Raw genomic sequence first — 20,108 nt, 5'->3', positions numbered from 1 at the left:
TTCTGTCTTGAAAACAGAACGCGACATTCTTGCGAAACAAAGGCGAGGGAACATCCATGGCCGATAGCTATGACGTCCTCATCATCGGGTCGGGCCCCGGCGGTTATGTGACCGCGATCCGTGCGGCCCAGCTCGGCTTCAAGACTGCCATTGTCGAGCGCGAGCATCTGGGCGGCATCTGCCTCAACTGGGGCTGCATTCCGACCAAGGCGCTGCTGCGCTCCGCTGAAATTCTCGATCACGCCAACCATGCCAAGTCCTACGGGCTGAAGCTGGAAGGCAAGATGACCGCTGACATCAAGGACGTGGTCGCCCGTTCGCGCGGCGTTTCGGCCCGCCTCAACGGCGGCGTCGGCTTCCTGATGAAGAAGAACAAGATCGACGTCGTCTGGGGTGAAGCCAAGCTCACCAAGCCGGGTGAAATCGTCGTCGGCAAGTCTTCCAAGCCTGCCGTCGAGCCGCAGCACCCCGCGCCCAAGGGCGTGAAGGGCGAAGGCACCTACACGGCCAAGCACATCATCATCGCCACCGGCGCCCGCCCGCGCGCGCTGCCGGGAATCGAGCCGGATGGCAAGCTGATCTGGACCTATTTCGAGGCGATGAAGCCGGACCTCATGCCGAAGTCGCTGGTCGTCATGGGCTCGGGCGCCATCGGCATCGAATTCGCGTCCTTCTACCGCTCCATGGGTGTGGATGTGACCGTCGTCGAAGTCATGTCCCAGATCATGCCGGTGGAAGATGCCGAAATCTCGGCAATCGCCCGCAAGGCGCTGGAGAAGCGCGGCATGAAGATCCTGACCGAGGCCAAGGTTGCCAAGGTCGAGAAGGGCGCCAATTCCATCACCGCCCATGTGGAGACCAAGGACGGCAAGGTGACCCAGATCACCGCTGACCGCCTGATTTCCGCTGTCGGCGTGCAGGGCAACATCGAGAACCTCGGCCTTGAGGCGCTTGGCGTGAAGACCGACCGCGGCTGCGTCGTCATCGACGGCTACGGCAAGACCAACGTTCCGGGGCTCTATGCCATCGGTGACGTGGCCGGCCCCCCGATGCTCGCCCACAAGGCCGAGCACGAAGGCGTCATCTGCATCGAGAAGATCGCAGGCCTGCCGGGCGTTCATGCCATGGACAAGGGCAAGATCCCGGGCTGCACCTACTGCAACCCGCAGGTCGCCTCTGTCGGCCTGACCGAAGCCAAGGCCAAGGAACAGGGCCGCGACATCCGCGTCGGCCGCTTCTCCTTTGCCGCCAACGGCAAGGCGATTGCTCTGGGTGAGGACAACGGCCTCATCAAGACCATCTTCGACAAGAAGACCGGCGAACTGCTGGGTGCCCACATGGTCGGCACGGAAGTGACCGAGCTGATCCAGGGCTTCGTGGTGGCGATGAACCTCGAAACCACCGAGGAAGATCTGATGCACACGATCTTCCCGCATCCGACCCTGTCGGAAATGATGAAGGAAAGCGTTCTGGACGCCTACGGGCGGGCGCTGAACGCCTGACGCAAGTCCCGCGGGGCCGCCCTTCGCAAGAGGTGCGGCCCTCTTGGCATTTCAGCCAGACAGGCCTCTTGCGGAACCGCGATGGTGTCTTCAGTGTTGATAAGGCAGCACGTCAATAGGGAGACTGCATCATGACACTTCAGACCGTGATCATCTGGGCGCTGATTGGCCTTGTCGCCGGGTGGATCGCCAGCTTCATCACTGGCGGCGGCGGGTTGATCCGCTACATCCTGACCGGTCTTGCCGGTGCCGTCGTTGGCGGCTTTCTGATGCATTACTTCGGGTTTTCTCTGAACCTCGGCAATGCCATCGCCAACGAGATTGCCGTAGCGGCCATCGGCGCGGTCGTGGTGGTCTTCGTCGCCCGCATACTCGCCTGAATACGGGTTTGAGCGGACGGTATCCCGGAGCAACTCAGCGCTTCCGGCGGCAGCGCCGGAAGCAGGGGAGGCAGAACGCATGATTTTCTGGATCATCATCGGGCTTCTGGCGGGCGCCATCGCCCACCGGGTGCTGGACAGCCGGGGCGGGTTCCTTGGTTCACTCATCGTCGGCCTGATCGGCGCGCTCGTCGGCGGCAAGCTGGCCGAAATGCTGCGGCTCAACCTGACTGGTGGCTTCATCGACCAGCTGGTTGTGGCGACGGTCGGAGCCATTCTGTTCCTGTTCGTCTGGCGCAAGATCAGAGGGCGCTGACAGGCGCGACGGGATAGGGGCGCCACAGGAAACTGGCGCCACAGGATGAAGGCGAAGGGAAGGGGGCATCATGCGGGGTGATCTGCCAGGTCTGGAAGACTTTCCGCTGCACAGCGAGGACAAGCTGCGCTATGGCGACACGGACCGTCAGGGCCATGTCAACAATGCCGTCTTCTCCACATTCCTTGAAACCGGCCGCGTCGAAGCGCTTTATGGCGCCGGCGCATCGCAGCAAGGCCTTGAGGAGGAGGGGGCAGCCTTCGTCATTGCCCGGCTTGAGCTGGATTTTCTGGCCGAAGTCACATGGCCGGGCACGGTGGTGACCGGCACGCGGGTCAAGGCGGTTGGCCGCAGCTCCATCACGCTGGAGCAGGCCCTGTTCCAGAATGGCGCCTGTGTGGCGCGGGCAGTGTCCGTGGTGGTGCAGATGGATGAAGCCACCCGCAAATCCCGTCCGCTTTCGCAGCAAACCGCCGCCCGCTTTGCTGCGCTGAGCGGATCTTCCGAAAACGCATGACACCGCGGCAAAGAGGCACTTGACCTTCGGCGCTGCTCACGACATTTGGATGCCATGGTAACGATCCTCGACACCCTGAACCGTCCGGCTCCCGCGCAGAGCGCAGACGACGCGAAGCCCCGGCATCCGGAAAAGGCCCACAGGCCCGACAATCCGGTCGCCCGCAAACCTGCGTGGATTCGCGTCAAGGCGCCGACGTCGCCGGTCTACCGCGAGACCCATCAGGTGGTGCGCGAGAACAAGCTCGTCACCGTGTGCGAGGAAGCCGGCTGCCCGAACATCGGCGAATGCTGGTCGAAGAAGCACGCAAGCTTCATGATCCTCGGTGATACCTGCACCCGCGCCTGTGCCTTCTGCAACGTGCGCACCGGCATGCCGGGGGCGGTGGACAAGAACGAGCCGGAAGGAATCGCCACGGCGGTTGCCACCATGGGGCTTGAGCATGTCGTCATCACCTCGGTGGACCGGGATGATCTGGATGACGGCGGCGCGAACCATTTCGCCGATGTGATCGCCGCGATCCGCGCCAAGGCGCCGAAGACCACCATCGAGGTGCTGACGCCGGACTTCCTGCGCAAGGAAGGCGCGCTGGAGATCGTCGTGAAGGCCAAGCCGGATGTGTTCAACCACAATCTGGAAACGGTGCCGTCGAAGTATCTGAAGGTGCGCCCCGGCGCCCGTTATTTCCACTCCATCCGCCTGCTGCAGCGGGTGAAGGAGCTGGATCCCACCATGTTCACCAAGTCCGGCATCATGGTCGGCCTCGGCGAGGAGCGCAACGAAGTGCTTCAGCTGATGGATGACCTGCGGACGGCGGACGTGGACTTCCTCACCATCGGCCAGTATCTGCAGCCCTCGAAGAAGCATCATCCGGTGCTGTCCTTCGTGACGCCGGAAGAGTTCAAGGCCTATGAAAAGATCGCCTATGCCAAGGGCTTCCTGAAGGTGTCGGCCAGCCCCCTGACCCGCTCCTCCCATCATGCGGGCGAGGATTTTGCTGACCTGAGGGCCGCACGCGCTGCAAAGCTCGGCCATTGACACAAAGAACCGCGCCGGCGGCTGCACCGCTCCTGCCGGGCGCATGAAGAGACTTACATGCCGTCATTTGAATCGAGCCGGGACGTGGCCCACAGCGCCAGCGACATGTTCGACCTTGTTGCCGATGTGGAGAAGTATCCCCAGTTTGTGCCCCTGTGCCAAAGCCTCGTGATCCGCGGACGCAAGCCGCTGGATGAAACGCGCGAGGTTCTGGTGGCCGACATGACGGTCGCCTACAAGCTGTTCAAGGAAACCTTCACCAGCCGCGTGGTGCTGGACAGGCCGAAGAACCAGATCCTCGTGGAGTATCTGGACGGCCCGTTCCAGCATCTGGAGAACCGCTGGACCTTCCAGCCGCTTGAAAATGGCGGCTGCAGCGTCGGTTTCTTCATTTCCTATGATTTCAAGAGCCGGACTTTTGCAGCCCTGATGGGCGCCATGTTCGACATGGCCTTCCGCAAGTTTGCCTCCGCCTTCGAGGCGCGGGCCGATGAGGTCTATGGCCGCAAGGCCGGGCTTCCGGTCACCGCCCGGTAAAGGCCCGGCGTATCTCCTGGAACCTGAACTCCCGTGGAGGAGGGGCCTCGCCGGTCAGGCTCCGCTCCACATGGGCCGGCAGGTTCAGGTCCTGAACCGTGACATGCAGTTGCGGGTTGCGGCAGACAGCCTGCCAGCGGCCGTTGGCGTTGCTCTCCAGATTGAGTTCAAAGCCGTCGTTTGCCTCTTTCTGCGTCCAGGCGACGGTGGTGGGGCGGACCCAGAATTGCGAGCCGCAATACTCCACGGCCATGAAACCCTGCTGTTCCCGGCGAAGCACCACGTGGCTGCCGCGGAAGCGGCCATTGTCTCTGGAGATGATATGAAATTCTGCGGCCTGCGGCTGTCCGGCCGTTTGTGCTGCAGTCTGGGCCACCGCCGTCACCGGCAGGACGCTGACTGCAATAAAAACCACCAGAAGAACACCAGCGAGGGTTGCCACGGCACAATTCCCTGTGTTGAGCCAGGCTTATGGTCGCCTGCAGGTTGCGCCGACCTGCCTGTCACTTTTTGCGACTAGAAGTTTTGCCTGCAAAGGAGGCAATATCAAGTCAATCCTGCGTCAACCTTGCGGATCGGTGTGCTCAGAGGCGCTGTTTTCCGAGGAATAAGTGTTACTGCTGATGGTACGTGCCCTTGGGCTTGCCGCCGGACTTGTTGGCAAAAGCTTCGCTGATCCGAGACAATTTGCTGCCCGGCGGTGTCATCGCGGCCGGTGTGTCGTTGCTGACCACCAGCGGGTCCTCGTCACTGCCAATATCCGCCATGGAGACATGTTTCTCGGCCTTGGCGCAGACCTCCACCCAGCCGCGTCCATTGCTGTATTCAAGACCGACGACGCGCTTGTTCTCAACTTCGATCAGGCTCCAGGCCACCGACTTGGGCCGGACCCAAACCCTGCGGCCGCAGTAAGCGACGGCGACATAGCCAGCCGCCTGCTCTTCAAGCACCTGATGGCTGCCGTGAAACGTGCCATCGACCTGCCGCGAGATGAGATAGAAATCTCCCGCTTTCACCACTTCCTCGGCTTGAGCCGGAAGAACGGTTGCGAGAATTCCCGTTAGAAAAATCAAGACGCGCATAACAACCTGCCCCGTTGTCAGCGCCAAGCCAGCAGATGCGCAGGCTCAGCACAAGTGCCACGATATAGTATAGCCGTCTTGATATTCTCTTCTGTCAGTCTATCAAATTTGACAGAATATCCAATGCTGTCGCTGCAGCGAGCACGCGGACCCCGTCCCGGCCCTGGTCTCCGAACTGGCAGGCCAGATGCCGTGTCTGCTTACCTTTACCTGCGGCTGCAAAATGGACGAGGCCCACCGGCTTTTCCGCTGAGCCACCGCTGGGGCCGGCGATGCCCGTTATGGCGACAGCCACATCTGCACGTGAGTGAGACAGAGCCCCTTCCGCCATGGCCCGGGCCGTTTCTTCGCTGACGGCGCCCACGCGGGCAAGCACCTCTGCCGGCACGCCCAGCATGTCCATCTTCGCTTCATTGGAATAGGTGACGAAACCCCGGTCCAGCACAGCGGAAGATCCGGCAATCTCCGTCACCAGCGCACAGACAAGGCCGCCGGTGCAGGACTCGGCCGCCGCCATCATCAGCCCCTTGCTTTTCAGCTTCAGGACAAGCGCCTCGGCCTGCGGCCGCAATTGCGTCAGATCGGTCATCGAAGCCTTCGGAGGGTTCAGTCCCCCAAATCTGGCAGACGGACCGTTGCCGTGGCAAGAGCGGCGATGCCTTCGCGCCGGCCGGTGAAGCCGAGTTCTTCCGAGGTGGTCGCTTTCACCGAAATCCGCTCGACCGGCAGGGAGCAGATGGCAGCGATGCTGCGCCGCATATCGTCGCGCACCGGGCCGATCTTCGGCGCTTCGCAGACGATGGTCACATCCAGATGCGCCACCCGCCCGCCGCGGGCGGCCACGAGCGACAGGGCGTGCTGCAGGAACCGGTCCGAGGACGCGCCCTTCCACTGCGGGTCGGAGGGCGGGAAATGGCCGCCGATGTCCTTGTCGGCAATGGCACCCAGAATGGCATCGGTGAGCGCATGCAGCGCCACGTCCGCATCGGAGTGGCCCTTGAGGCGCTTGTGGAAGGGAATGGCAATGCCGCCGAGAATGACCGCATCGCCATCCTCAAAGGCATGCACGTCATAGCCGTTGCCGGTGCGGATATCCGGCAGTTCAGACCAGGGCTTCATGCTGGCTCCTATTCGCTTTGAGGCCGGCGCAGAAGCACGGCCATGGCGCGCGCCCGGTCAAGGTCCGCGCGGGTTGTCACCTTGAAGGTTTCGGCCGCCCCTTCCACCAGCTGCACGCGCAGGCCTGCCCATTCGGCCAGGGATGTGTCGTCGGTGAAATGGTCCTGACCCAGAACGGCGGCCTTGCGGTGCGCTCCGAGCAGAGGCTCGAAGGCAAAGCCCTGCGGTGTCTGGGCGGCCCACAATCCGCTGCGGTCCACGGTTCCGGTGGCATAACCATCCGGCCCGGCGCGCTTCAGCGTGTCATGCACGGGCAGGGCGGCCAGCACGGCCTGTTCTCCGGCCTGAAGGGCGGCCGTCATGCGTTCAAGTGTGACGGCCATCAGGAAGGGACGGGCGGCATCATGCACCAGCACATGTGCAGGAACGTGCTCTTCCGGCCGGGAGGCGAGCGCCTCAAGCCCGGCATGCACGGACGCCTGACGGGTGGCGCCGCCGATGGCGGGCGGCAGAATTCTTTCGCGCATGGCCGGTTGCACTGCCGCCAGCGATGCTTCATAGAGGCCGCCATCATCGGCATGGATCACGACAAGCGCATCAGCCACATGCGGGCTTTGCAGAATGGCCTCCAGCGTCCAGGCCAGCATGGGCCGGTCGTCGAGGGTCAGATATTGCTTGGGGCACCTGTCCTGTGGATCGGCGAGACGCGTTCCGCGTCCGGCAGCGACGATCAGGGCAGATGTCTTGCGCGTCATCGAGGGTTTCCGCTGGTGGCGCCGCCTCATGCGCCGGGGCAATCAGGACCGCCAGCCGCCGCATATGGACAGTTTTGAGGCAGGCCGCGTTTCGTGCCTGTCTCTTAAGGGTTTTCCGGGGTTGTTCTCAACTCATTTTCAGAAGCTGTTACAACTTGTCCCTTGCCGCAATGCAAAAAATGTCTAATGTGTAGGCAAATCGAGATATGCACACGATATGAGCACACCTGCAGCTGCACGTTTTGAGAGTTCCCTGACGATCGGTCCGCACGTTCTGGCGAACCGGGCCTTTCTTGCGCCCATGTCCGGTGTGTCGGATCTGCCCTTCCGCAAACTGGCGGCGCGCTTCGGTGCGGGACTTGTCGTGTCCGAGATGGTGGCTTGCGAACAGCTGGTGGAAGGCGATGCCGAAACCCGCACCCGGGCGGAAGGCGAGGGGCTGGATCTGCATGTGGTGCAGCTGGCTGGCCGCGAGCCGCACTGGATGGCGGAAGCAGCCCGCATTGCGGAAGCTGCGGGTGCTGCGATCATCGACATCAACATGGGCTGCCCGGCCAAGCGCGTGACCACCGGCTATTCCGGCTCGGCTCTGATGCGCGATCTTGACCATGCGCTGACGCTGGTCGAGGCGACGGTGGGGGCCGTATCCGTGCCGGTGACGCTGAAGATGCGCCTTGGCTGGGACCGGGACTGCATGAACGCGCCGGAGCTGGCGCGCCGGGCACAGGATGCGGGCGTGCAACTCGTCACCGTGCATGGCCGCACGCGCAACCAGTTCTACAAGGGTGAGGCCGACTGGCAGGCGATCCGCGCCGTGTCCGAGGCTGTCAGCATTCCCGTCATTGCCAATGGCGACTGTGTGTCCATCGGGGCGGCGGAGACGATGCTGGACCAGTCCGGCGCCGATGGGGTGATGGTTGGCCGCGGTGCCTATGGCCGCCCCTGGCTGCCGGGGCAGATCGGCGCTCATCTCAACGGCACAGAGCCGCAGCCTGCGCCCGAGGGAGACGCCCTCGGCGATCTGGCGCTGGAGCATTATGACGCCCTCATCGCCCTTTACGGGCTGGAGCTGGGCCGGCGCATCGCGCGCAAGCATCTGGGCTGGTATCTGGACCAGACCGCCGATGTGCCAGCCGCCCTGCGTCAGGAAATCCTGACCAGCGACAGCCCCGCCACCGTCACGCGGCTTGTCCGCACCTGGTTTTCTGATCAACCCCAACGGAGCGCCGCATGACAGGACCGTCTGCGAAATCCGTGGAAGGACGCACCGAGGCCCTCGCCACCGATGGCCCGACCATTCTGGACTCCTTGCCACACCCCGTACTTCTGGTCGCTCCCGATGGAGTGATCGAGGCCGCCAACATGGCCGCCGAAATCTTCCTGCGCTCATCCGTATCCTTCCTGCGGCGGCATACGATTGACTATTTCGTGCCCTTCGGCAGCCCGCTCCTGACCCTGATCGAGCAGGTGCGCGAGCGCGGGGCTCCGGTCAACGAATACAAGGTGGACATCGGTTCGCCGCGCATCGGCGCCGAACGGGTGGTGGACATTCACGCAGCCCCGGTGGTGGAGAGGCCCGGCGCGGTGGTGCTGATGTTCCAGGAAAGGGGCATGGCGGAAAAGATCGACCGCCAGCTGACCTCGCGCGGGGCGGCCCGCACCGTCACCGGCCTTGCCGCCATGCTGGCGCATGAGATCAAGAACCCGCTCTCCGGCATCCGGGGCGCTGCCCAGCTGCTGGAACAATCCGCCAGCGAGGATGACCGGGCGCTGACGCGCCTCATCATGGACGAGACCGACCGGATCGTGAAACTCGTCGACCGGATGGAAGTCTTCTCGGATGAACGGCCGATCGAGCGCGAGCCGGTCAATATCCACGTGGTGCTGGACCACGTGAAGCGGCTGGCGGACACGGGCTTCGGGCGCGGCAAACGCATCATCGAGGAATATGACCCGTCGCTGCCGCCGGTCTATGCCAACCGCGACCAGCTGGTTCAGGTGTTCCTCAATCTGGTGAAGAATGCCTGCGAAGCCATCGGCGATGATCCCGATGGCGAGATCCGCATCACCACCGCCTTCCGTCCCGGTGTGCGCCTGTCGGTGCCCGGCACCTCGGAAAAGGTCAGCCTGCCGCTGGAATTCTGCGTCAAGGACAACGGCCCCGGCGTGCCGGAAGACCTGATGCCGCATATTTTCGAGCCTTTCATCACCACCAAGACCAACGGCTCGGGCCTTGGCCTGGCGCTGGTCGCCAAGATGATCAGCGACCACGGCGGCTTCATCGAATGCGACAGCGCGCCCCGGCGCACCGTTTTCCGCATCCTGATGCCTGCCTTCACCGAACCTGAAACCTCCTCCAGCGACAGGACCGCCTGACCATGCCGACCGGCACCATTCTTGTTGCAGACGACGATGCCGCCATCCGCACCGTGCTCAATCAGGCCCTGTCCCGGGCCGGCTACACCGTCCGCCTGACGTCCAACGCGGCCACCTTGTGGCGCTGGGTCAGTTCCGGCGACGGCGATCTGGTGGTCACCGATGTGGTGATGCCGGACGAGAACATCTTCGACGTTCTGCCGCGCATCAAGAAGCTGCGGCCGGACCTGCCGGTCATCGTCATGAGTGCTCAGAACACCTTCATGACGGCAATCCGCGCCTCGGAAAAGGGTGCTTACGAATATCTGCCCAAGCCCTTCGATCTCAAGGAACTGACCGGCATCATCGCCCGCGCCCTTGAGGAGCCCAAATCCCGCCGCCCGGCGGAAATGGACGACATGGGAGAGGCCATTCCGCTGGTCGGCCGCTCGCCTGCCATGCAGGAAATCTACCGGGTGCTCGCCCGTCTGATGCAGACCGACCTGACGGTCATGATCAACGGCGAAAGCGGCACCGGCAAGGAACTGGTGGCCCGCGCGCTGCATGACTACGGCAAGCGCCGCAATGGGCCTTTCGTGGCCATCAACATGGCCGCCATCCCGCGTGACCTGATCGAGGCGGAACTCTTCGGCCACGAGAAGGGCGCCTTCACCGGCGCGCAGGCCCGCTCATCCGGCCGGTTCGAACAGGCGGACGGCGGCACGCTGTTCCTGGACGAAATCGGCGACATGCCGATGGAAGCGCAGACCCGGCTTTTGCGCGTGCTGCAGCAGGGCGAATACACCACCGTCGGCGGGCGCACGCCCATCAAGACGGATGTGCGCATCGTCGCCGCCACCAACAAGGATCTGCGTCAGCTGATCAATCAGGGCCTGTTCCGCGAGGATCTGTTCTTCCGCCTCAACGTGGTGCCCATCCGCCTCCCGCCGCTGCGCGAGCGCGTGGAGGACATTCCGGATCTGGTGCGCCACTTCTTTGCGCTGGCCGAGAAGGAAGGCCTGCCGGCCAAGCAGATCGATCAGGCCGCGATGAACCTGCTGCGCCGCTACCGCTGGCCGGGCAACGTGCGCGAGCTGGAAAACCTCGTCCGGCGTCTCGCCGCGCTCTATCCGCAGGATGTCATCGGCGAGGGGCTGATCGAGCAGGAGCTGAGCACGCCCGCCGTCACCAGCGCCATCGAGGAGCCCACCGGCGAAATCAATCTCGGTCAGGCGGTCGAGCGCTATCTCAACACCTATTTCGCCAATTTCGGCGATGCCCTACCGCCTCCGGGCCTCTATCACCGCATCCTGCGGGAGGTGGAATATCCGCTGATCAGCGCCGCCCTTGCCGCCACGCGGGGCAACCAGATCAAGGCGGCCGAACTGCTCGGCGTCAACCGCAACACCCTGCGCAAGAAGATCCGCGATCTCGACGTCCAGGTGATGCGCTCCAGCCGCTGAGGGGCTGGGCGAGGGGACATGAAAGAAGGCCCGGATGCGTCAGGCATCCGGGTCATCAATTGGGGGAAAGGCGTTTTCCTGCCTCTCCATCGTCATCCCGGACGCGCCCGCGCGATCCGGGACCGGTGAGCCGAGGTGAAAGCTGGTTGTCCCCTGAACCACAATCGATGGGCCTTGGCTCACCGGTCCCGGATCTCCGCTTCGCTTCGTCCGGGATGACGATGGAGAGGGTGTGCAACGTTCCTGCAGTCCCTCAATGCGCTGCCGCAATTGATTTGCGGAAGCGGATGGCGGCGAGGGTGAAGAGGAGGAGGCCGACGAGGGTCATGGCAACGAATTTCGGCCAGACGATCCAGAAATCCGCCCCCCGGTAGAGCACCGCCTGCGCCATGCTGACGAACTGGGTGGAGGGCACCGCGCTCATCAGCGTGCGCAGCATCAGCGGCTGGCTCTCGATCGGGGTTTCGCCGCCGGACAAGAGGTTCATCGGCAGGATGGTGAGGATGAACAGCAGCCCGAACTGCGGCATCGACCGGGCGATGGTGCCCAGCAGGATCCCCAGAGCCGAGGCAAAGAAGAGATAAAGGGCGGTGCCGCTCAGGAACAGGGCGACGGAACCGGCGACCGGCACGCCCAGAAGCTGCTCGATGACGATCTTCAGCGACAGCCCGGCCACCACGAGAATGACGAGGCCATTGGCCCACACCTTGGCCATCATGATCTCGAAGGGCGTCAGCGGCATGGAGAGCAGATGCTCCAGCGTGCCATGCTCGCGCTCGCGCATCACCGCGGCCCCGGTCAGAACCACGGTCAGCATGGTGATGTTGTTGATGATCTCCATGATGGCCGAGAACCAGGAGCTGGTGAGGTTCGGATTGAAGGCATAGCGGATGATGAGATCAACCGGCATTGCCGCCGCCGCAATGCCCCGGCCGTGCTGATAGCGGGCGATTTCCTGGGCAAAGGCCTGGGCGATGTGATTGGCGCCCGTTCCGGCCTGCATCATGGCTGTGGCATCGATGTTGAGCAGGATCTTCGGAGTGTTGCCGCGCACCACATCCGCCTCGAACCGCTCCGGAATGACCAGCACGAAGGAATAGGCCTGCGTGTCGAGGCCACGGTCGATCTCGGCGAAGCTGATCAGCTCCGGCTTGCGGAATTCGGGCGGCCGCAGGGTGTCGATGAGCTGCCGGGACAGGGGCGAGCGGTCCTCATCGACCACGGCAACGGCCACGTTGTTGAGGTCCGAGCGCATGCCGTCGGCCGCCATATAGACCCCGGCGCTGAAGGCCCAGAGAATGAGGATCAGCAGCACCGGATCGCGCCGCAGGCTCTGCAGTTCCTTCAGTCCCAGCCGGAAAATACTGGCAAGCCTGTCCATCTCAGCGCTCCTGCCGCGGGAGAAGCAGGGCGCAGGTGGCAAGCACCAGCGGCGCAACCGGGGTCAAGGCCCAGAAATTCGCCGAGAGATCCGCAAAACCCAGCCCCTTGGTGAAGGTGCCGACGCTGATGGTCATGAAATGGGTGGTCGGATAGAGCGAACCGATCACCGCACCAGCGCCCGTCAGCGAGGAGACCGGCTGCAGCATGCCGGAGAACTGCACAGCGGGCAGAACCGTGCCGATGGCCGTGCCGAAGATCGCGGCCACCTGCGTCGAGGTGAAGGTGGAGAACAGCAGGCCGATGGCCGTGGTGGCACAGACATAGAGCAGGGCGCCCGCCGTCAGCGCCAGCAGGCTGCCTTTCACCGGCACGCCGAAGACAACCGTCGCCATCAGCATCATCAGTGCGAAATTGACCATGGCGATGGCCACATAGGGAAGCTGCTTGCCCATCAGGAACTCAAGCGGCGTCACTGGCGTCACATAGAGATTGGTGATCGAGCCCAGCTCCTTTTCCCGCACCACCGAAACGGCGGTCAGGATCGCCGGGATGAACACCAGCAGCAGCGCCATCACGGAAGGGGCGATGGCATTGATGCTCTTGAAGTCCTGATTGTAGCGGAAGCGCGGTTCAATGCTGGCAGCGGCAAAGACCGGGGTCTCGCCGAAGCGCTGGCGGTATTGCTCGGCGATGTAGGACTGATGCAGCCCCGTGACATAGCCTGCAATCGTATTGGCCCGGAACGGCATGGAGCCGTCGATGGTGGCGGCAATCTGCGGTGTCTCGCCGCGCAGCAGCGCCTTGCCGAAGCCTGGCGGAATTTCGACGGCGAGTGAAATATCGCCGCTGCGCATCCGCATCAGGATATCCGCTTCGCTGGTGAGCGGCGCCTGTTCCTTGAAGTAGCGCGAGCCGGACATGCTTTCGGCATATTGCCGGCTTTCAAGGGTCCGGTCATGGTCCAGCACCGCATAGGTGAGATCGTCCACGTCGGTGGTGATGCCGTAACCGAAGACCAGCATCAGCAGCATGGTGCCCGCCAGCGCCACGGCAAGACGCACCGGATCGCGCCGCAACTCCTTGGCCTCGCGCAGGGAATAGGCCATGAGGCGGCGCTTCGACAGGAAGCCCTGCCGCCGCTTCTGTGGCTTGGCGGGCGGCTCGATAGCCGCAGCCAGTGGAGCCTGCGCCTCTGTTGCCGGCTGCGCGGCAGCGGATGCGCCTTCAAGCGCGCTGATGAAGGCCTCTTCCAGTGTGGCGGCGCCGTAGCTGCGCACCAGCTCGTCCGGCGCGCCGCAGGCCAGCACCTTGCCCGCATGCATCAGGGAAATGCGGTCGCAGCGCTCACCTTCGTTCATGAAATGGGTGCTGAGGAAGATCGTCACCCGGTCCTTGCGGGCCAGATCGATCAAGAGGCTCCAGAACTCGTCCCGGGCAACCGGATCAACGCCGGAGGTCGGCTCATCGAGAATGAGCACATCGGGCCGGTGAACAATGGCAACGGCAAGAGACAGGCGCTGGCGCACGCCAAGGGGCAGGGAGCCGGGCAGGGCATCGGCATGATCCGTCAGGCGGAAGGTCTGCAGCAGTTCATCGACGCGGCCGGGGATTTCCGCTGCCGGCATATGGAAGAGCTGGGCATGCAGCGTCAGGTTCTGGCGCACCGTCAGCTCGCCATAAAGCGAGAAGGCCTGCGACATGTAGCCGACGCGCTTGCGGGTGTTCAGGTTGCGCGCATCGATCTCCTCGCCGAAGAGCCAGGCCTTGCCTTCGCTGGGCGGCAGCAGACCGGTCAGCATCTTCATGGTGGTGGACTTGCCGCAGCCGTTGGACCCGAGAAAGCCGAAGATTTCGCCGCGCCGGATCTCGAAGCTGACATGATCAACGGCGGTAAAACTGCCGAAGCGCTGCACCAGATCCTGCGCGACGATGGCCGGACCCTCGCCATTGCCTTCATAAGGCGGCACGGTGAGGCTCTGGTGCGGCTGGTTGGCGTATTCCGGCAGCAGGTTGACGAAGGCGGCCTCCAGCGTTGCGGCCTGTCCTTTTTCCTTCAGGTCCGCTGCGCTGCCTTCCGCCAGTATTTTCCCGCCATGCATGGCCACCAGATGGCCGAAACGCTCCGCCTCGTCCATATAGGCGGTGGCCACCACCACGGTCATGCCGGGGCGCGATGTGCGGATGGTGTCGATCAGCGTCCAGAACTGGCGGCGGGACAGGGGATCAACGCCCGTGGTCGGCTCATCCAGAATGAGCAGGTCCGGATCGTGAATGAGCGAGCAGCACAGCCCGAGTTTCTGTTTCATGCCGCCGGAGAGTTTCCCCGCCGGGCGGTCAAGGAAGGGATCAAGGCCGGTCGCAACGGTCAGCTCCGCAATGCGGCGCTGGCGTTCCCGCCGGTCCTGCCCAAAGAGGCGGCCGAAGAACTCCAGGTTCTCCGCGACCGTCAGGTCCATGTAGAGGTTCTTGCCAAGGCCCTGCGGCATATAGGCTATGCGTGGCAGCACGGCGCGGCGGTGGCGGGCATTGGCCATATCGCCGCCGAGCGCCTCCACCGTGCCCGTCTGGATCTTGCGGGCGCCTGACAGCAGGGCCAAAAGGGTGGACTTGCCGACGCCATCCGGCCCGATAAGGCCGATCATGCCGCCTGCGGGCAGGGCGAGCGTCACCCCATCAAGTGCCCGTGTCTTGCCGTAGAGATGCGACACGCCGGTCAGACGTGCCACGGTGGAAGCGGGCGAAGCCTGCAAGGGGGCCTGTGTCATGACCGCCTCACCGGGGTGCCGGCAGACGCACCGCCAGGGAATCCGGCCATGCCACGGGCGGCGCCATCATCACATAGGCCTCGCCGGGCAAACCGGTGCGGACCATCTCTAGATATTCGGTGAGCAGGGCCGGATCGATGCGCAGCTTGACGCGGAACATCAGCTTGTCCCGCTCGGAGCGGGTCTCCACCTCGCGCGGGGTGAACTGGGCATCGGCGGCGACAAAGGAGACACTGGCCGGAATCACAAGATCGGGAGCCGCATCCAGCACGATCCGCGCCTCGGCCTTGATGAAGACGCGGCCGACGCTGGCGGTCGGCAGATAGACGGTCATGTAGACGTCGGTGAGATTGAGCAGCGTCAGCACACGGCCGCCGGCTGCCACCACTTCGCCGGGCTCCGCCAGCCGGTACTGCACGCGGCCGGTGATCGGCGCGGTCAGGACGCTGTCGCGGATCAGGGATTCGATCCGGGCCACCTCGGCCTGCGCCGCCGTGACGGTGTTGCGGGCATTGGCGAGCTGTGCCCGGGCTGCTCTGAGTGCGGCTTCGGCGGTTTCGCGGGCGGTCTGGCGCTGATCCAGCTCCTGCTGCGAGACATGGCCGTTTTCCCGCAGGGTTATCGCGCGCTGAAGGGACTGATCCGCCAGCTTCAGTTCGCTTTCACGCTGTGCGATCAGCGCCTCTGCCGTATTGGCCGCATCCTCGGCGGCGCTGACCTGGGCCACGGCGCCAGCCTTGCGGGCATCCAGCTCATCCGTGTCAATCCGGGCGAGAACCGTGCCGGCTTGTACCAGATCACCTTCCCGGACAGTCACTTCCAGCACCCGCCCGCCGGTCTTGGCAGCGATCTGAACGGTTTCGGCTTCGATGCGGCCATTCGCCGTAGCGATTTCCGGCGGAAGTGTGGGGCGCGTTGCAAACCAGGCAAAGACAGCCCCTGCAATGACGGCAACAACCGTTGCAACGATCAAAAGGATTTTCTTCGTCATCTTTGCTTCAGCCCCTATGAAAGCAGATCACTGTTCAGCGTATTATTGCAGCTTCACGTCCGTCCAGCTGATTTATGGGCATGCCCCCTATGCATATGCAACGGCGAAGAAGTCCGTAGTGACGCGGACCTGGAAGAGGGCTGGCCGCATTCTTGTCGCATTTAGGCAACAGTGTGTGGTAACAAAGCCGCGCATTTGTGCCGGCGTTGCATTTCTGATTCTTCCCTCCGCCTTGCCTTGAGGACTGATGATACTGGAACGTGACCCGCCCGCGGATTTGGACCAGGGGTCGCGCGGCCGCGCTGGCCGCCGAGCCGGGCTGGCCGTCATGCTGGCTGCTCTCCTGGCGATTTCTGTCACCTTTGCCGTCCTGACGGGGCTCACCCCGATTGCGCCGACGCCGGAAGTCGTCTGGGTCGCGATGATGGTCAATGGCGGGCTTGGCGCCGCTCTGGTCGGCATGATCGGCCGGGAAATCTTCAAGCTGATGCAGGCGCGGCGAAGGGGCAGGGCGGCCGCGCGGCTTCATGTGCGCATTGTCGCCATGTTCTCTCTGATTGCCGCCGTTCCCGCCATCCTGATGGCGATCGTTGCGGCAATTACGCTGGATCAGGGCCTTGACCGCTGGTTCGAGCAGCGCACCCGCCAGATCATCGACAATGCCCTGACTGTGGCGCAGGCCTATCTGCAGGAACATGCCCGCGTGCTGCGCGGCGATCTGATCGCCATGTCGCAGGATGTGGATCAGGCCAAGGCCGTCTATGAATTCGAGCCCACGCGCTTTGATGCCTTCTTCGCCGGTCAGGCGCAGCTGCGCGGCATCGTGGCGGCGTTCCTGCTGAAAGCAGATGGCACGGTCGTCACCCGCGTCATCCTGGTGCCCGATGTCAACATCCTGCTGCCGCCGAACGACGTCTATGCCAAGGCGGATCAGGGCGAGGCGGTGCTGATCGCGCCGGGCCGGTCCAATCTGGTCGGCGGCATCGTCAAACTGGATGCCTATGACGGCATGTATCTTTATGTCGCCCGGACGGTGGATCAGCGTGTGCTGGATTACCAGCGCCTCGCCGAAGAGGGGGCGAGTGAATACAGCCAGCTGGAGCGCAGCCGCTTTGGCGTGCAGATCGCCTTCGCGCTCGTCTATCTGGGCGTGGCGCTGGTGCTGCTGCTGTCCGCCATCTGGATCGGCTTCGGCTTCGCCAACCGGCTGGTGTCGCCCATCCGGCGTCTGATTTCGGCGGCGGATCAGGTTTCCAAGGGCAATCTCTATGTGGAAGTGATGACCGAGAAGTCGGAGGGCGATCTCGCCAATCTCGGCACCACCTTCAACAACATGACCGGCCAGTTGCGCGGCCAGCGCGATGCACTGCTGGCGGCCAACGAGCAGATCGACCGCCGCCGACGCTTCACCGAGGCCGTTCTCTCCGGCGTCACCACCGGTGTGATCGGCATCGATGATGACGGGGCCATCACGCTCGTCAACCGTTCGGCGCGGGATCTGCTGAGGGTGGAGGAGAGCGAAATCCTCGACCGTCCGCTGGCCGATGTCATTCCGGAGCTGGAGGCCTTCGTCCGCGAAGCCCTGGCGAAGGAAAGCGACCGTATCAAGCAAACGCAGATTTCCCTGCGGATCGGCGGGCGCGAGCGGACCGTGAATGCGCGCATCACCACCGAACTCTCCACCCGGCGCGAGCATGGTTATGTGGTGACGCTGGATGACATCACCGACCTTGTATCCGCGCAGCGCAATTCGGCCTGGGCGGATGTGGCAAGGCGCATCGCCCATGAGATCAAGAACCCGCTGACCCCGATCCAGCTGTCAGCCGAGCGCATCCGCCGCCGTTATGGCAAGAAGGTGGAAGACGACCGTTCGGTCTTTGACCAGTGCATCGACACGATCATCCGGCAGGTTGGCGATATCGGTCAGATGGTGGACGAGTTCTCCTCCTTTGCCCGCATGCGCAAGCCCGCCAAGTCCATGGCGGACCTGCGCAACACGGTGCGCGAAGCTGCTTTCATGCAGAGTGTCGGCAATCCGGAAATCGAGGTGAAGACCGAATTGCCGGAAGAGAGCATCGAAGCCTGCTTCGACAGCCGCCTGATCGGTCAGGCACTCACCAACGTGATCAAGAATGCGGCCGAGGCGATTTCCGGCCGCAGCGGAGACAATTTGCCCAAGGGCCGCATCCGCATCCGGCTGAGCCATGAAAACGGCAAGGCTTTGATCGATATTATCGATAATGGCATCGGCCTGCCGAAGCAGGAACGGCAGAAGCTGCTGGAGCCCTACATGACGACGCGCGAAAAGGGCACCGGCCTTGGCCTCGCCATCGTGCGCAAGATCATGGAAGACCACAATGGCAGCATCGAGCTGCTGGACGCGCCGGACCTCGCCCCGGACGAAACCGGCGCCATGGTGCGCCTCATCATTGGACCGCCCGCCGCAGAAGACAGCACGGCGCAGGCCGGAAGAGCGCAGTCCGGATCCCAATCAGAGACCAGAGAACAAGTGACGAGCCATGGCCTATGACATCCTGATCGTCGATGACGAGACCGATATCCGTGAGATGATCGCCGGCATCCTTGATGACGAGGGTTATGGCACGCGCACGGCCAGCGACAGTGACACGGCGCTTGCCGCCATCAAGGAGCGGCGGCCATCCCTCGTGGTGCTGGACATCTGGCTTCAGGGCAGCCGCCTCGACGGGCTGGCGCTGCTGGACGAGATCAAGGCCCAGGACAAGGATCTGCCGGTCGTCATCATTTCCGGCCACGGCAATGTGGAAACCGCCGTTTCCGCCATCAAGCGCGGCGCCTATGACTATATCGAAAAGCCGTTCAAGGCCGACCGGCTGCTGCTGATCACGGAGCGCGCGCTGGAAGCCTCCATGCTGAAGCGCGAGATCCGGGACCTGAAACAGCGCAGCGGCGATGCGTCCCGCTTCATCGGCGAATCGTCGGCCATCAACCAGCTGCGCCAGACCATCGAGCGGATCGCCGGCACCAACAGCCGCATTCTGATTTCCGGCCCATCGGGCGCAGGCAAGGAACTGGCGGCGCGGCAGGTGCATGAGCTGTCGCCGCGCGCCAAGGGGCCATTCGTCGCCATCAACGCCGCGACCATCACCCCCGACCGCATGGAAGAGGAGCTCTTCGGCATCGAGGACGAAGGCGGCAACCTGCGCAAGGTTGGCGCGCTGGAAGAGGCGCATGGCGGCACGCTCTATCTCGATGAAGTGGCCGACATGCCGCGCGAGACGCAGGGCAAGATCCTGCGGGTGCTGGTGGACCAGACCTTCACCCGTCTTGGCGGTTCCACCCGCGTGCAGGTGGACGTGCGCATTCTCTCCTCGACCGCCCGCAATCTCGAAGAGGAAATCGCCAGCGGCGCCTTCCGCGAGGATCTTTATCATCGCCTTGGCGTGGTGCCGCTGCGCGTGCCGGGGCTGGCGGAGCGGCGCGAGGATGTGCCGATCCTGGTGCGTCACTTCATGGAGCAGATCTCCGCCTCCGCAGGCCTTCCCATGCGCCGCATCGGCGATGACGCCATGGCCGTTCTGCAGACCCACGACTGGCCCGGCAACATCCGCCAGCTGCGCAACAATGTGGAGCGGCTGATGATCCTCACCCGGGCCGATCCCGAGGCCGTGATCACGGCGGATCTCCTGCCTTCGGAAGTCGGCTCCATGGTGCCCAGCCTTCCGGCCAATGGCGGCGGCGAGCATCTGATGTCCATGCCGCTGCGCGATGCACGCGAAGTGTTCGAGCGTGAATATCTTCAGGCGCAGATCAAGCGCTTTGGCGGCAACATCTCGCGCACCGCAGAATTCGTGGGCATGGAACGTTCGGCCTTGCATCGCAAGCTGAAGTCGTTAGGTCTATCGTGAGACAAGCGCCGTGAAAGC

The 20,108-nt window shown here is 63.7% G+C and carries 19 protein-coding genes; 11 read left to right on the top strand and 8 right to left on the bottom strand.

Annotated elements, in window-relative coordinates; translation table 11 throughout:
- Window positions 1-56: 56 nt before the first annotated feature.
- The 6 genes from lpdA to AC0CMF_RS03850 all read left to right on the top strand — a co-directional run bounded on the left by lpdA (window position 57) and on the right by AC0CMF_RS03850 (window position 4,290).
- Window positions 57-1,502, top strand: a complete 1,446-nt coding sequence (lpdA, locus tag AC0CMF_RS03875) for a dihydrolipoyl dehydrogenase (protein ID WP_374628239.1) — start codon at window positions 57-59, stop codon at window positions 1,500-1,502.
- Between the two features lie 131 nt (window positions 1,503-1,633).
- The gene (locus AC0CMF_RS03870) at window positions 1,634-1,882 is read left to right on the top strand and encodes a GlsB/YeaQ/YmgE family stress response membrane protein (protein ID WP_019966306.1); all 249 of its coding nucleotides are present in this window, start codon (window positions 1,634-1,636) and stop codon (window positions 1,880-1,882) included.
- 79 nt (window positions 1,883-1,961) lie between these two features.
- A complete protein-coding gene (locus AC0CMF_RS03865) occupies window positions 1,962-2,198 on the top strand; it encodes a GlsB/YeaQ/YmgE family stress response membrane protein (protein ID WP_050471544.1) in 237 nt (78 codons plus the stop codon).
- A 70-nt stretch (window positions 2,199-2,268) separates the two neighbouring features.
- A complete protein-coding gene (locus AC0CMF_RS03860; RefSeq protein WP_050471543.1) occupies window positions 2,269-2,715 on the top strand; it encodes an acyl-CoA thioesterase in 447 nt (148 codons plus the stop codon).
- A gap of 54 nt (window positions 2,716-2,769) precedes the next feature.
- On the top strand, window positions 2,770-3,753 hold the full coding sequence (gene lipA / locus AC0CMF_RS03855; RefSeq protein ID WP_019966309.1) for a lipoyl synthase: 984 nt from the start codon (window positions 2,770-2,772) through the stop codon (window positions 3,751-3,753).
- A gap of 57 nt (window positions 3,754-3,810) precedes the next feature.
- The gene (locus AC0CMF_RS03850) at window positions 3,811-4,290 is read left to right on the top strand and encodes a type II toxin-antitoxin system RatA family toxin (RefSeq protein WP_050471542.1); all 480 of its coding nucleotides are present in this window, start codon (window positions 3,811-3,813) and stop codon (window positions 4,288-4,290) included.
- Here AC0CMF_RS03850 and AC0CMF_RS03845 read toward each other — a convergent pair.
- The 5 genes from AC0CMF_RS03845 to ispD form a co-directional block, all read right to left on the bottom strand.
- The gene (locus AC0CMF_RS03845) at window positions 4,277-4,732 is read right to left on the bottom strand and encodes a hypothetical protein (protein ID WP_050471541.1); all 456 of its coding nucleotides are present in this window, start codon (window positions 4,730-4,732) and stop codon (window positions 4,277-4,279) included. The two genes, AC0CMF_RS03850 and AC0CMF_RS03845, sit on opposite strands and share 14 nt — an antisense overlap.
- Before the next feature lie 172 nt (window positions 4,733-4,904).
- Window positions 4,905-5,399, bottom strand: coding sequence for a hypothetical protein (locus AC0CMF_RS03840; RefSeq protein ID WP_157757177.1), 495 nt, complete (start codon window positions 5,397-5,399; stop codon window positions 4,905-4,907).
- 67 nt (window positions 5,400-5,466) lie between these two features.
- On the bottom strand, window positions 5,467-5,961 hold the full coding sequence (locus tag AC0CMF_RS03835) for a CinA family protein (RefSeq protein WP_374628238.1): 495 nt from the start codon (window positions 5,959-5,961) through the stop codon (window positions 5,467-5,469).
- 17 nt (window positions 5,962-5,978) lie between these two features.
- Complete coding sequence (gene ispF / locus AC0CMF_RS03830) at window positions 5,979-6,491, bottom strand: 2-C-methyl-D-erythritol 2,4-cyclodiphosphate synthase (protein WP_162936357.1); 513 nt, start codon at window positions 6,489-6,491, stop codon at window positions 5,979-5,981.
- Between the two features lie 8 nt (window positions 6,492-6,499).
- Window positions 6,500-7,246, bottom strand: a complete 747-nt coding sequence (gene ispD / locus AC0CMF_RS03825; protein ID WP_374628236.1) for a 2-C-methyl-D-erythritol 4-phosphate cytidylyltransferase — start codon at window positions 7,244-7,246, stop codon at window positions 6,500-6,502.
- 217 nt (window positions 7,247-7,463) lie between these two features.
- Here ispD and dusB point away from each other — a divergent pair, with 217 nt between their 5' ends.
- From dusB to ntrC, 3 genes are read left to right on the top strand one after another with little or no spacing between them, the layout of a single operon-like run.
- Window positions 7,464-8,480 carry a tRNA dihydrouridine synthase DusB gene (gene dusB, locus AC0CMF_RS03820; protein ID WP_374628235.1) on the top strand — a complete coding sequence of 339 codons (1,017 nt, stop codon included), beginning with the start codon at window positions 7,464-7,466 and terminating at the stop codon, window positions 8,478-8,480.
- Entirely contained in the window at window positions 8,477-9,622 is a 1,146-nt protein-coding gene (locus AC0CMF_RS03815) for a two-component system sensor histidine kinase NtrB (protein ID WP_197717611.1), read from the top strand. The genes dusB and AC0CMF_RS03815 overlap by 4 nt, the downstream gene beginning before the upstream one ends.
- 2 nt (window positions 9,623-9,624) lie before the next feature.
- The gene (gene ntrC, locus AC0CMF_RS03810; RefSeq protein WP_019966316.1) at window positions 9,625-11,064 is read left to right on the top strand and encodes a nitrogen regulation protein NR(I); all 1,440 of its coding nucleotides are present in this window, start codon (window positions 9,625-9,627) and stop codon (window positions 11,062-11,064) included.
- Between the two features lie 253 nt (window positions 11,065-11,317).
- On the opposite strand, the gene AC0CMF_RS03805 is transcribed toward ntrC, so the two are convergent.
- Genes AC0CMF_RS03805 through AC0CMF_RS03795 form a run of 3 tightly spaced genes read right to left on the bottom strand, consistent with a single transcriptional unit; the run spans window position 11,318 to window position 16,203 of the window.
- Window positions 11,318-12,445, bottom strand: coding sequence for an ABC transporter permease (locus AC0CMF_RS03805; protein WP_094461717.1), 1,128 nt, complete (start codon window positions 12,443-12,445; stop codon window positions 11,318-11,320).
- A gap of 1 nt (window position 12,446) precedes the next feature.
- On the bottom strand, window positions 12,447-15,212 hold the full coding sequence (rbbA, locus tag AC0CMF_RS03800; protein WP_374628234.1) for a ribosome-associated ATPase/putative transporter RbbA: 2,766 nt from the start codon (window positions 15,210-15,212) through the stop codon (window positions 12,447-12,449).
- A gap of 7 nt (window positions 15,213-15,219) precedes the next feature.
- On the bottom strand, window positions 15,220-16,203 hold the full coding sequence (locus AC0CMF_RS03795; RefSeq protein WP_122520067.1) for an HlyD family secretion protein: 984 nt from the start codon (window positions 16,201-16,203) through the stop codon (window positions 15,220-15,222).
- A gap of 247 nt (window positions 16,204-16,450) precedes the next feature.
- Between AC0CMF_RS03795 and AC0CMF_RS03790 the strand changes: the two genes are divergently transcribed.
- A complete protein-coding gene (locus AC0CMF_RS03790; RefSeq protein ID WP_094461720.1) occupies window positions 16,451-18,733 on the top strand; it encodes a sensor histidine kinase NtrY-like in 2,283 nt (760 codons plus the stop codon).
- A complete protein-coding gene (gene ntrX, locus AC0CMF_RS03785) occupies window positions 18,723-20,090 on the top strand; it encodes a nitrogen assimilation response regulator NtrX (protein ID WP_050471532.1) in 1,368 nt (455 codons plus the stop codon). The genes AC0CMF_RS03790 and ntrX overlap by 11 nt, the downstream gene beginning before the upstream one ends.
- The last annotated feature ends 18 nt before the right edge of the window (window positions 20,091-20,108 follow it).

It is taken from the genome of Pannonibacter sp. CBAS1226 (genome assembly GCF_055685825.1).
The sequence above is the reverse complement of the archived record's forward strand: the minus strand, read 5'-3'. Positions and strand labels throughout refer to the sequence as shown.